General features: G+C 36.5%; 12 protein-coding genes and 1 pseudogene. 11 read left to right on the top strand and 2 right to left on the bottom strand.

The window, feature by feature from the left end:
* Positions 1-2 precede the first annotated feature (2 nt).
* Positions 3-509 (top strand): YqeG family HAD IIIA-type phosphatase, encoded by a 507-nt coding sequence (locus BHF69_RS03480; RefSeq protein ID WP_075669679.1) that lies wholly within the window; start codon positions 3-5, stop codon positions 507-509.
* A gap of 144 nt (positions 510-653) precedes the next feature.
* On the opposite strand, the gene BHF69_RS03485 is transcribed toward BHF69_RS03480, so the two are convergent.
* Both BHF69_RS03485 and BHF69_RS03490 read right to left on the bottom strand, forming a co-directional pair.
* Positions 654-2669, bottom strand: a complete 2016-nt coding sequence (locus BHF69_RS03485) for an oxidoreductase (protein WP_075669680.1) — start codon at positions 2667-2669, stop codon at positions 654-656.
* Between the two features lie 201 nt (positions 2670-2870).
* Positions 2871-4868: an oxidoreductase gene (locus tag BHF69_RS03490; protein ID WP_075669681.1), complete on the bottom strand. Its 1998-nt coding sequence runs from the start codon at positions 4866-4868 to the stop codon at positions 2871-2873.
* A 296-nt stretch (positions 4869-5164) separates the two neighbouring features.
* On the opposite strand from BHF69_RS03490, the gene BHF69_RS03495 reads away from it, so the two are divergent.
* The 10 genes and pseudogenes from BHF69_RS03495 to efp all read left to right on the top strand — a co-directional run bounded on the left by BHF69_RS03495 (position 5165) and on the right by efp (position 13426).
* Positions 5165-6049, top strand: coding sequence for a LysR family transcriptional regulator (locus BHF69_RS03495; protein WP_075669682.1), 885 nt, complete (start codon positions 5165-5167; stop codon positions 6047-6049).
* A gap of 159 nt (positions 6050-6208) precedes the next feature.
* Positions 6209-7000 (top strand): shikimate kinase, encoded by a 792-nt coding sequence (locus BHF69_RS03500; RefSeq protein ID WP_075669683.1) that lies wholly within the window; start codon positions 6209-6211, stop codon positions 6998-7000.
* A 134-nt stretch (positions 7001-7134) separates the two neighbouring features.
* Positions 7135-7617 carry a Cys-tRNA(Pro) deacylase gene (gene ybaK / locus BHF69_RS03505; RefSeq protein WP_075669684.1) on the top strand — a complete coding sequence of 161 codons (483 nt, stop codon included), beginning with the start codon at positions 7135-7137 and terminating at the stop codon, positions 7615-7617.
* A 139-nt stretch (positions 7618-7756) separates the two neighbouring features.
* Positions 7757-7954: pseudogene (locus BHF69_RS03510) on the top strand (MerR family transcriptional regulator); the annotation flags it as partial.
* Between the two features lie 41 nt (positions 7955-7995).
* Positions 7996-8754 (top strand): RNA-guided endonuclease InsQ/TnpB family protein, encoded by a 759-nt coding sequence (locus tag BHF69_RS03515; protein ID WP_242946108.1) that lies wholly within the window; start codon positions 7996-7998, stop codon positions 8752-8754.
* A 180-nt stretch (positions 8755-8934) separates the two neighbouring features.
* On the top strand, positions 8935-9681 hold the full coding sequence (locus tag BHF69_RS03520; RefSeq protein ID WP_242946099.1) for a cupin domain-containing protein: 747 nt from the start codon (positions 8935-8937) through the stop codon (positions 9679-9681).
* Positions 9682-9778: 97 nt separating this feature from the next.
* The gene (locus BHF69_RS03525; RefSeq protein WP_143249480.1) at positions 9779-10246 is read left to right on the top strand and encodes a MerR family DNA-binding transcriptional regulator; all 468 of its coding nucleotides are present in this window, start codon (positions 9779-9781) and stop codon (positions 10244-10246) included.
* Complete coding sequence (locus tag BHF69_RS03530; RefSeq protein ID WP_075669686.1) at positions 10176-11366, top strand: RNA-guided endonuclease InsQ/TnpB family protein; 1191 nt, start codon at positions 10176-10178, stop codon at positions 11364-11366. The genes BHF69_RS03525 and BHF69_RS03530 overlap by 71 nt, the downstream gene beginning before the upstream one ends.
* A gap of 195 nt (positions 11367-11561) precedes the next feature.
* A complete protein-coding gene (locus BHF69_RS03535) occupies positions 11562-12743 on the top strand; it encodes an iron-containing alcohol dehydrogenase (protein ID WP_075669687.1) in 1182 nt (393 codons plus the stop codon).
* Positions 12744-12868: 125 nt separating this feature from the next.
* Entirely contained in the window at positions 12869-13426 is a 558-nt protein-coding gene (efp, locus tag BHF69_RS03540) for an elongation factor P (RefSeq protein ID WP_075669688.1), read from the top strand.
* Positions 13427-13506 lie beyond the last annotated feature (80 nt).

Genomic DNA, 13506 nt, shown 5'->3' on the forward strand with positions numbered 1-13506 from the left:
AAATGTTAAAAATGTTTTATCCATCCGTTTATTATGCGTCTACATATGATATTGATTTTCAGGAATACTATGACAAAGGATTTCGAGGAATTATTTTTGATGTGGATAATACGCTGGTACCTCATGATGCAGATGCAGACGAGAGGGCCAAAAAGCTGTTTCGAGATTTGAGAGCAATTGGATTTGATACCTGTCTGACTTCTAATAATAAGGAAGAAAGAGTAAAAAGATTTAATCAGGATATTCATAGTCATTATATTTATAAAGCCAATAAACCGGCAAAGTCTGGTTATCAAAAAGCCATGGAGAAGATGGGAACCGACAAAACCAATACGTTATTTGTGGGGGATCAGCTTTTTACGGATATTTACGGAGCAAATCGGGTAGGAATTTATTCGATTTTGGTTGGTTCACTGCATCCCAAGGAGGAAATCCAGATCGTATTAAAACGATATCTGGAGAAGGTGGTCCTTTATCTTGGACGTAATAAAATTAATAAAAAGTTTTAAATATACCCGAAGGGTCTTTGGTATATAAGAAATTCTAGGAATTTCTTATATAATAAAAAAAGCCATCTATGAGAGCAGATGGCTTTTTATTATGTGATTTGTTAGTGATTTGTATTGAGTTTTTTAATATTAGTTATGATTGTATTATTGTTTTAAAGTAGGTAAGAAACCGCGTCTTTCTAAAACATTTAAGATATTGCGTCCTTCACGGACACCATCAATCATACGACGAGTACGGGCACTATCGCCGATGTTAACGATTTCTACACCTTTGTAAGCGAATGCCTCTGTCAGCTCATCTAACTGAGGAGTTGTTGCTTGCATACCTAAGCATACGAAACCATAATCGAAATCCATTTCGAGATCACGGTAGTTATTACGTACAATAAATTTATGGTCTTCTACACGAAGTAAATCAGCACTTGTATACTGATGAACACCATATTCTTCCATAAGAGCGTAAGAAGCACTGCGGGTTGCAGGGTCTAAGTCTACACCAAAATGTGACTGTCTTTCACAGATAGTAATATCTGCTTTTTTTGTTGTGAAGAATTCTACAACATCAAGTCCTACATTACCACCACCGATAACAACAACCTTCTTATCAGACATATCATCTGGATAATTTGGTACATCATCGATTAAATCAAAGATGCTGTATACGCTGCGCTCAGATTTTGGTTTTGCCAGAATTTCATGTAATCCTGGAATATCAGGAAGCAATGGGTTAGAACCGGTTGCATTTACGATAATATCTGGCTTGAAGCCTTCTACAAAGTCTGCATTAGCTTCCATCCCCTTACAAATAAATAAGTTCTTTAACTTCATTGCACGGTGAATCATGTATTCTGGGAAATCACCAAGACGTTTTTTATTAGGCATTACAGAAATTCTTTCTGCGATACCGCCAAGAGTCTTGGTTTTTTCAATTAATACAACATTACATCCAACTTCTGCAGCGGTACATGCAGCCTCTAATCCGGCAACTCCGGCACCAATGACAACAACATTGCAGTTTTCCTTTACTTTGCGTTCTTTGTATTCATCACCGTCAGGAATTGCAGGGTTGATGGTACAACGAATTGGCTGATTATCAAAGTTTCGGCTGACGACACATCCGATGTTACAGGAAATACACTTACGAACATCAGACTCATCACCAAACTGTACCTTGGTTACCCAGTTTGGATCAGCAATTAAGCCACGGCCCATTCCGATACAATCGGCTTTACCGGTCTCAATGATATCTTCTGCAACGTGTGGATCACGTACGTTACCACTTGTGATAACAGGTTTTCCGAATTTCTCTTTGATTGCCTGGGCCATAAAGGATCTCCATCCGTCTGGAAGATAATCCACATCGCTGACATACTGAAGAGCAACACTGCTTCCAGCAGAAACATCGATCAAGTCGATTTCGTCAATGTAATATTGTAACTGCTCTAAAGTATCCTCAAGAGTATTGCCGCCTGGGGTTAATTCATCTGCACTGATTCGTGCGATAATTGGGAAACCAGGGCCAACCGCATTACGGATTTCCTTTAATACCATATTGGCAAAGCGGGCACGGTTTTCTGGAGAACCACCAAATTCATCTGTTCGATCGTTGAAAAGAGGAGATAAGAACTGGTTAATCAAAAATCCATGACCAGCTTCGATCTCGACAGCATCAAATCCTGCCATAACAGCACGATGAGCAGCTTCTCCGTATTTCTTAGCAATTTTCTCGATTTCCGCTTTGTCCAGAGGACGAGGAACATCACCATCCGGAGAAGTTCTTAAATCAGATGCGGAAACAGGCTGGATATTCGTAACAGAAGACTGTGCAGAAGCACCAGCATGGTTTAAAGTAAGAGCAACTTTTGTGCCATATTTGTGTAAAGTCTCACACAATTTAAAAAGTTTAGATACGTAATTGTCGTGGTCAATACGTAACTGATTTGCACGAAGTGCACCCTGTGGAGAGTATACACTTGCACATTCGACGATAATTAAGCCAGTACCACCTTTGGCTCTTAATTCGTAGAATTTCATCTGAGATGGTGTGACATCTCCAGAATGATCAGCACAGTTTGTTGCAACTGGTGTCATTACAATTCTATTTTTCAGAGTCATAGATTTTACGGTTAAAGGCTTGAAAATTTGTCTATACTGAGTCATTTTTTACGCCTCCATTTTCTTATGATTCAATATTTACATACTATGAATATTATAACAAAGGCCAATATTGCTTGTCAATGAATGTCAAATTCTAAACAATTGCCCATAAAAAGCAGGAAAAGTTCAACTTTGGAAAAGGAAAGATGATTCCTAAGGCAGGAATCATCTTTCGATTCTTATATTATAAAGTTGTTTTATATTTTAGAAAAATCCTTTACTTTTTAACACTTTTAAAATATTACGTCCTTCGTGAGTACCATCAATGATACGACGAGCACGTACATTACTATCACCGATGTTCATGACAGCAACATTGGTATCTCCAAATGTGTTCAATAAATCCTGATAGATTGGAGCATTTGCTCTCATACCAAGACATACAAATCCATAATCGAAAGGTAATTCTTCCTGGTTTCCATCACGTTCTACTAAGTAGTTGTCTGCTCTTACTTCTAATAATTTTGTAGAAGTATACTGTTTTACACCGTATTTTTCCATTAAAGAAGAAGTATCATTCTTAGTAACTGGGTCCAGATCACGTCCGATGGCAGGCATCATTTCTACGATGGATACGTCTGCGCCTTTTGGAGCGAAGTATTCTACAACGTCAAGACCTACCGCACCACCACCGATCACAACGACTTTCTTACCAGATAAGTCATCAGGGTATACACCGTTTTCGATATCCTTGATCAGGTCTAAAATGTTGAAAACCTTACCATTGCCGAGATTGTCATGAAGACCTGTAATTGGAGGTAACAATGGAACAGAACCGGTAGCGTTTACGACGATATCTGGATTATAAGCTTTTACAGACTCAGCAGTAACTTCCGTATTAGTAAAGATATATAAATTCTTTAATTTTTTTGCTCTGTTAATTAAATAAGTAGGGAAATCATTCAAACGTTTTTTATCTGGGAATTTTGCAATTTCTTTTGCGAGTCCGCCAAGCTCACCAGATTTTTCAAGTAAGAATGTGGTGCATCCAACCTCTGCAGCAGTACATGCAGCTTCTAAGCCAGCAGTACCAGCACCGATTACGACAACATTACATGTCTTTTTCACCTTTGTTTCTTTATAAACTTCACCAGATAATACAGCAGGGTTTACTGTACAGCGGATTGGTTTATTATATCCAATACGGTTTCCAGCACATCCGATGTTACAGGAGATACATTTACGTAATTCGTTCTCGCGTCCTTCTTTGCATTTGTTGCCCCACTCAGGTTCAGCGATCAATCCGCGTCCGATTGCGATAAAATCAGCATCTCCATCCTCTAAGATCTTTTCAGCTACTTTAGGATCACGAATGTTACCCATTGTAATGGTTGGTTTTCCGAAAGCATCTTTGATGGCCTTTGCCATGTAAGATCTCCATCCATCAGGAAAATGGTTTGCATCGATCTGGAAACGAATAGAGTCATTCAACGCACAGGATGCATGAAGAATATCAGCTTCTTCCTGACAATATTTTAATGTGTTGATCGTTGCTTCTATGTCATTACCGCCTTCTACGAATTCGTCTGTGCTGAAACGTAAGATAATAGGGAACATTGGACCAACTGCAGCACGAACTTCATCCATAACTAATTTACAGAAGCGGGCACGATTTTCTGGGCTTCCACCGAATTCATCTGTTCTGTCATTATAGATTGGAGATAAGAACTGGCTGATCAGATAGGAGTGTCCAGCGTGAACTTCTACAGCATCGAAGCCTGCCAACTGAGCACGTCTTGCAGCAGCTCCGTAGCATTTTGCAATTTCTTTGATTTCTTCTACAGTTAATGGTGTTGGAATTGCTCCACCTGTTTTAGAAGGTTTGTTGGAAGAAGAAACCGTAGGCATACCGGTTCTTGCTGACATTGCAGATGCACCTGCGTGGTTGATCTGAACAGCAATTTTAGAACCGTGAGCATGTACGGCCTCTGTTAATTTATATAATTTAGGGATGAACATATCATGATCTATTCTCAACTGACTTGTTCCGTTAGAGCCTTGTGGGAACTTAACACACACATTTTCCACAATAATAAGGCCCGTTCCGCCTTGAGCACGAAGTTCATAGTAATTGATATGTTCATCACTAATTTCACCATTAGCTTTCGCATAGTTTGTACCCATTGGTGGCATTACGATACGGTTAGGAACTGTCATAGTTTTAACAGTTAAAGGTGAAAATAAAGTAGGGTAATTTGACATATTGATTTCCTCCATTCACTTAATAATTGATAACCCATCATTTGTTATTAGTATAACTATATTATAAGCGGAAGTATGGTTAATATCTAATTGATTATTTGTGGTTTTTTGATAGATTATTTCTATTGGTTATGATATAATATAGTCAAAATTTATAGAAATGGCATATTTCTTATAAAAAAAGCATAGATTTTATGGGCTTTTTTATGGAAATTTGCAATTTTATGTTTATTTTTTAACGTGTGTTGTGTGTCTGTAAATATAGAAGAAAGATGTAAAAGGAGTGTATCTTATAGATGAATCTGAATCATTTATATTATTTTAAAACACTGGCGCGAGTGGAGCACTATACAAGGGCAGCGCAGGAACTGTCGATTACTCAGCCAAGCTTAAGTCATGCTATTTCCTGCCTGGAAGATGAACTGGGGACCTATCTTTTTGAAAAACAGGGGCGAAGGGTAGTACTTACGAAATACGGAAAAATATTTCTTCAATATGTGACCAATTCTCTGGATATGTTAGAGGTCGGAATTAAAAGAACGAAGGCTATGACCAGTGAATCCAGTGGGATTATTGATCTGGGGTATATCTTTACATTGGGTTCCCACTTTGTACCAGATCTGGTAAGTGAATTTTTAAAGACACAGGAAGGAAAAAGCATTGACTTTACATTTAATCAAGGAATTACCAAGAATATTCTGGCAGGGTTAAAGGATGAAAAATATGATGTAGTGTTTTGTTCACAGATGTTAAATGAAAAGGAAATAGATTTTATTCCGGTATTTGAAGAGGAGATCATTCTTGTGGTTCCTAAGGAACATCCATTGGGGGAAAGAGAAAGTGTTACTTTAAAGGAAACACTGGCTTATCAACATATCATCTTTCGAGCTGGAAGCGGACTGCGAAGTTTTCTGGATGGCGTTTATAAAGAACTGGGACAATTTCCAGAAGCATCCTATGAAGTGGAAGAGGATTCTGCCATGGCAGGGTTGGTAGCAAAAGAATTTGGGATTGCGATTATGCCGAAGATTCCAATTTTGGATATGATGGATGTAAAAGTAGTACCGATCATGGAGCCAAAAATCAAACGTTATATCTATCTTGCGAAGATGAAGAATAAATATTTGTCTCCCGTAGCGCAGGAATTTGTCAAATATGTGATTAAAAACCGGAATATATAAAAAAAATAAATAATTTTTGCATTTTTTATAGAAAAAATATGAAAAAAACGGAAAAATGAAAAAATTTATCACTTTAGCGAGTGAAAGTGTTGCATTGCTAAAGTTATTCTGCTATACTAATCATCAATAAAAGATGAAAGAAAAAGGAAGGGTAAGACGATGATTATATTAGATCAATACAGAAAGCAATTAGATTTATGCGACGCACAACTGGTAAGTTTGTTAGAGCAGAGACTTGGGATTATTGAAGGAATCATGGAATACAAGAAGCAGAGGGGGGTTCCGATTCTTCAGCCAGAGAGAGAGCGACAGGTGCGTCAGCTGGTAAAAGAAAAAGTCGATGATAATAAATATAAGGAAGAGATTCTGGATATTTATAAATATATAGTAGAAAATAGTAAAAAGATCCAGGCGAAAACCTTATTCCGCGATAATATCTATATTATTGGTTTCATGGGATGTGGAAAAAGTACTGTTTCCAGCTATTTGAGTAAGATTCTTGCCATGGAAGTAATTGAGATGGATGCTCATCTGACAGCAAAGGAAGGCATGAGTGTTAACCAGATTTTTGAAAAATACGGAGAGCAGTACTGGAGAAACTTAGAAACCAACCTGATCATTGGAATGAAGGATTATCAGAACAAGGTAATTTCCTGTGGAGGCGGTGTTCCAATGAGACAGGAAAATGTGGATGAGATGAAGAAGAATGGAAAGGTTATCTTATTGACAGCGACTCCAGATACAATTCTGGACCGTGTCAAGGATGATGATTCCAGACCACTGCTTCACGGAAAGAAGAATACGAAGGACATTGGCGAATTAATGGAAGTACGTCGTCCAAAATATGAAGCAGCTGCAGATATTGTGGTAAATACAGATGGACGTCCGGTTCACGAGATTGCAGAAGAGATTGTATATCAATTGACTCATTTTGGACAGAAAGAAGCATAAGGGCTTGGAAAAAGATCAAATATTTGTTAAAATAAATCATGACATATGGAAAAGACAGTAGAAGTTACTGTCTTTTTCGTTGTATAAGAAATTTATAAAGATAGGGTCGTATATGAAAGAAAGCAGGGATAGTGATGGCAAAGAAGGAAGCAAAGACCAATGCCATGCGGATTTTAGATCGTAATCACATTTCGTATGAGGTAATTTACTATGAATGTGATGAGTTCAAGGATGGCGTAAGTATTGCCAAGAAGCTGGGAGAGAATCCAGAAGAATGCTTTAAAACACTGGCTACGAAAGGAAAGACGGGACAATATTATGTCTATGTTCTTCCGGTAGCTGAGGAATTGGATATGAAGAAATGTGCGAAAGCAGTTGGGGAGAAATCCGTAGAAATGCTTCATGTAAAGGATATTAATAAAGTGACTGGATATATTAGAGGCGGAACAACCTCGATTGGCATGAAAAAAGAATATCCAACAATTATTCATGAGAGTGCAGAAAATTTGCCGATGATGATCGTCAGCGGAGGCAGGCTGGGAGTGCAGCTGCGGCTGACGCCAGCAGATCTTTGTAAAGTGGTCAAAGGGCAATTTGTGGATATTATAAAGGATTAGATGTAACAGAATCATTCAAACCATGAGGAGAAAGGGAAGATAGACAAACACCAGAGGAGGTGATCAACTGTTAAGTTAAACTTATAAAAAGCTATAAATATATGTTATTTTTTATAACTTTTGATGGTAGAATTAAGTACAAACATTACGAAATTGGGATAATAATGGAAAGTTGCATCCGCATCATACTTCCAGTAACGGATACAGATATTATTCGCATGAACAATTAAATCAAGTTATGAATATGAAACCAAACCTTGACAGAATTATTATTGGATATTGCAGAGTTTCAAGTAATAAACAAAAAGATGATTTGGAACGACAAATAGAGAATATGCTTGGTTAAATAATATTTCAAACAACGTAACAAAGCAGGCAATTAAAGATGCTTGCGAAGCATACAGAGATTTCTTTAAAGGATATACAAGTTTTCCACGATTTAAGAGCAAAAAGCATTCAGCTCCAAAGTTTTATCAGGACAATGTAAAAATTCAGTTTACAGATACTCATGTGAAAATGGAAGGGTTTTCAACTTCAAGAAAAAAGAATAAACAAAAATTAAATTGGATAAGACTTGCAGAACATAGTCGTATACCTACTGAAAATGTAAAATATATGAATCCTCGTATAAAGCATGATAGACTTAATTGGTATATAACAGTTGGTATTGAATATGAAAGTTCTACTTCTCTTCCATCAAACGAAGGTATTGGAATTGATTTAGGTATTAAATATTTAGCGATATGTTCTGACGAACATAAATATCTGAATATAAACAAGACACAAAGAGTTAAAAAATTAGAAAAAAGAAAACGTAGGTTACAGCGTTCCATATCAAGAAAATATGAAAATAATAAGGAAGGAGGAAGTTACTGTAAAACAAGTAACATTATAAAAAGAGAAAAAGAGCTTTTAAAATTAGATCGTAGACTAACGAACACTCGTCAGAACTATTTACATCAGACAACATCTGAAATGGTAAAACAAGAACCAAGTTTTATTTGCATTGAAGATTTGAAGTTATCAGACCGTATTTATAGGTGTGAATGTGGAAATGTGATTGATAGAGATTACCAGGCTGCTTTAAATCTGAAAAGATATGGAGAAATGATTTTAAAACAACAATCTGTGGCATAACATTTTCAAGTTCATACAGATATGTACTGATACGTTAGTCAGGAATTTACGCCTATGGAGTGTACAAAAACTTGTGAGTAGTATCTGGATTTATTCAGTACAAAAACATACACGATGAAGTAGGAATGAAACATAAAGGTTTATAACTTTTTATAAGTTTTTAGTAACGATATTATAATAATGAAAGAATTAATTTATGACACAAATCGTATGGAATGGAAGTATCGCCCAACATCAACCGATGGTAAGATATTTGGGCAGAAGCCCTTAGTGAAGGATCTGGATATGAAGATGGAGATTGTCATGAATCGGTATCCTGCAGGTTTTACTACTTATATGCACACCCATCCATGTGGTCATGGATTATTTATCCTGAAGGGTCAGATGAAGATCAATGAGCAGTATTTTGGTTCCAATACATTGATCTGGTTTCCAGAAGGCTGTGTAGCAGAGCATGGGGCGACGGCTCATGAGGATGCAGAGGTTCTGTTGATTTCTAATAAGGAATTTTCCATTCATTATGTAAAAGATGAAGAAGAAAGAGAACAGCTGGATCAGGGAATTCAACCGATTGTTTCTGATATCGGAAGAATGCCTTGGTTTTATCGAATGGCCAGCACATCTGGAAAGCTATTTGGTAAAAAGGCATTGCATCTAGACGAAGAAACAAAGATGCAGATAAATTATATGAATTATCCTGCAGGCTTTACGACAGAGATGCATGCCCATCCGTGTGCTCAGGGATTTTACATATTAAAAGGTCAATTTCATTCTAATGGAAAGCTGTATGGTCCAGGAACGATGCTTTGGTATCCAGAGGGATGCATTGCAGAACATGGGGCGACCGCTTATGAAGATTGCATCTGCCTTCAAATTTCTAATAAAGAACAGAAAATGTTATATGTAAGAAAAGAATATCAAAAATAGGAGCGATTGTTAAGCAATCAAAAATACAGACAAATATGTTTATATGTGATACAATGTGTTTATAAAGAAAGGAGAATTATTTATGAACACATCAAATATCACAAATTATAAACCAAAAGATTTTGCTGAATTACTTGGAGTGTCAGTAAAAACTCTTCAACGTTGGGACAGAGATGGAATTCTCAAAGCAAATCGTACTCCAACTAACAGAAGATATTATACTTATGATCAATATTTACAATTCAAAGGTATCCAAACAGAGAATGATATAAGGGACACAGTAATATATGCAAGAGTTTCTACAAGAAATCAAAAAGATGATCTACAAAATCAAGTAGAGTTTTTAAAACAATTCTGTAATGCAAAAGGTATTATTGTAAACAATGAAACTCTTTCACCGAATGAAGAATTAGTTCAAGATATTATATCAATCTTACATGTGTTCAGTTGTAGATTGTATGGATTTCGCAAGTATAAAAATCAGATAAAGGAGGATGAGGAAATTGCGAAAGAGTTACAAAACGGAAATAAACCCAACGCAGGAACAAATACAAAAGATAAATAAAACAATTGGAACTTGTAGATTTATTTATAATTTTTATCTTGCCCATAATAAAGAACTTTATAACAAAGGTGAAAAATTTATGACAGCAAAATCTTTTAGTGTATGGCTAAATAATGAATTTCTACTAAATAATCCAGAATATTTATGGATAAAAGATGTGAGTTCTAAGTCAGTTAAAAAATCCATGGAAAATGCGTATACTGCTTTTACCAGATTTTTTAAAAAGCAAAGTAGATTTCCCAGATTTAAAAAAAAGAATAAGTCAGATGTGAAAATGTATTTTGTGAAAAATAATCCAAAAGACTGCTTCTGTGAAAGACATAGAATTAATATCCCTACTCTTGGATGGGTCAAATTAAAAGAAAAGGGTTACATTCCAACAACAAAGCAAGGATATGTGATCAAAAGTGGTACAGTCTCCTGCAAGGCTGGGAGATATTATGTATCAGTTTTAATAGAGATTCCTGATCAGAATAAACCACAATTAAATGATTTTGGATTAGGGATTGATTTGGGACTTAAAAATTTTGCAGTTATTAGTAATGGTATTACAAAGAAAAATATCAATAAAACTGAAAGAATAAGAAAATTAGAGAAACAATTAAAAAGAGAACAGCGTTGTCTATCGAGGAAATACGAAGACTTAAAGAAACGCAACAATAAAATAAAAAATAAAATGAAAGGAGAAGCCACTAGACAAAATATTCAAAAGCAGGTCTTAAAGGTACAGAAACTCCATCATAGAATAGATAATATTCGTACCGATCATATCAATAAATGTGTAAATGAGATAGTGAAAACCAAACCATCTTATATTACCATTGAAGATTTGAATGTAAAAGGAATGATGAAGAATAAGCATCTGTCTAAAGCAGTTGCTTCACAGAAATTCTATGAGTTTAGAACAAAACTTGAAGCAAAATGCAAAGAACTGGGAATGGAATTAAGAATTGTAGACAGATGGTATCCATCAAGTAAGTTATGTCATGAATGTGGTTGTATTAAGAGAGATTTAAAACTTTCTGATAGAGAATATATTTGTGAATGTGGATATCATGCTGATAGAGATTATAATGCAAGTCTTAATTTAAGAGATGCAACATCCTACAAAATAGCATAAAACAAGCGTTTGTAGGCATGTACCGATGGCTTTAGTCGGGAATTTACGACTGTGGACTGTACAAGAACTTGTGAGTAGCGTATTACTTGTAATCGCAAAAGCATACAGGATGAAGCAGTAAGAAAAGTTTGTGAAAACTTTCAATATCTCGATATGGGTATATTTGTCCATATTTTGAGTGGCAGGATTGCGCATATGCATAATTTTACTCATTATACTCCAACCAAGGTTGTCTTTGGAAAGGATACGCAGTTCCAGACAGCATCTGAGATCAAAGAATTTGGGGGTTCCAAAGTATTTGTTGTGTATGGCGGCGGAAGCGTTGTACGAAGTGGATTGCTGGATGCGATTACGAATAATCTTCAGGAAAATGGTTTAGAATATCAGGTAAAGGGCGGAGTACATCCAAATCCAAGATTATCCTTTGCCAGAGAAGCCGTAAAGGAATCCATAGAATTTGGTACGGATTTTGTATTGGCAGTAGGAGGCGGAAGTGTCATTGATACTGCGAAAGCTGTGGCACATGGAACAGCCAATCCAGATGTAGATATCTGGGAATTCTGGGAGCGAAAAAAAACGCTTACCAGAAGTCTTCCGGTAGGAGTTGTATTGACAATTTCCGCTGCAGGAAGTGAAATGAGCAATTCTGCAGTACTTACCAATACAGAAATTGGAAGAAAGAGGGGACTTTCTACGGATTTGAACCGTCCTAAATTTGCAATTATGAATCCAGAATTAACCTATACACTTCCAAAATATCAGATTGGATGTGGCGTTGTGGATATTATGATGCATACGCTGGATCGTTATTTTACTCATACAAAAGGAAATCGATTGACCGATGAGATTGCAGAATCTGTGCTTCGTACGGTGATCGACAGCGGAAAAGTGGCAATCAAGGAGCCTGCAGACTATGATGCTATGAGCGAGATTATGTGGTGCGGAAGTATTTCACACAATGGCATGACCGGACTTGGAGCAGAGACGGACTTTGCCCCTCATCAGCTGGGACATGAGTTAAGTGCCATGTTTGATGTAGCACATGGAGCCAGCCTGTCTGCTATTTGGGGCTCTTGGGCGATGTATAGCTATAAGGAAGAACCTGCAAGATTTGCACGCTATGCTGAGAAGGTATGGGGAATTACAGCAGACACCGAAGAAGAGGCAGCCGTAAAAGCAATCGAAGCTACTGTTGATTATTTTCAGTCTTTGGATATGCCAGTGAACTTTACAACACTTGGAATTGGTGTTCAGTCAGCGGAAGTTCTTGAGAAGCTGGCGGACAGCTGTTCTTATGACAGAGGCAGAACCATTGGAAGTTTTCGAGTTTGTGATCGTGATGATATTCTGGAAATTTATAAAATGGCAAATTGCTAGTTGAAAATAATGGCAGGATAGTATAAAATATATACGATAATAGTCAGTTTTACCGGACTATCATCTGGTGGATGTTGGAAGAATATATTCAACAGATGTAAGATTACAATTAAGGAGGAGAAATAATGGTATCCGCAGGAGATTTCAAAAACGGTATTACAATCGAATTAGATAATAATATTTATCAGATTATTGATTTCCAGCATGTAAAACCTGGAAAGGGTGCAGCTTTTGTACGTACAAAATTAAAAAATATTAAAAACGGTGGTGTAGTAGAAAAGACTTTCAGACCAACTGAAAAATGTCCAAAAGCTCACATCGATAGAAAAGATATGCAGTACTTATATAATGATGGTGAATTATATTACTTCATGGATGTAGAAACCTTTGATCAGATTGCATTAGGCGAAGAGATCATTGGTGATTCCTTAAAATTTGTAAAAGAAAATGAAGTAGTTAAGACAGTTGCTCATGCAGGTAATGTATTTGCAATTGAGCCACCATTGAACGTAGAATTATTAGTAACAGAATGTGAACCTGGTGAAAAAGGTAATACCGCACAGGGTGCTACAAAACCATGTATCGTTGAAACAGGTGCACAGGTATTAGTTCCTTTATTCGTAAATGAAGGAGATACTCTTAAGATTGATACACGTACTGGTGAATATTTATCCAGAGTATAAGAGAAAGTTCGGTCCCCGCAATCATTGCGGGGCTTTCTTTTTGCCTTTATTTATGTTACAATGCCTAATTGTAGTTGAAG

This window comes from Anaerostipes sp. 992a, assembly GCF_001940245.1.
GTDB lineage: Bacteria > Bacillota > Clostridia > Lachnospirales > Lachnospiraceae > Fimousia.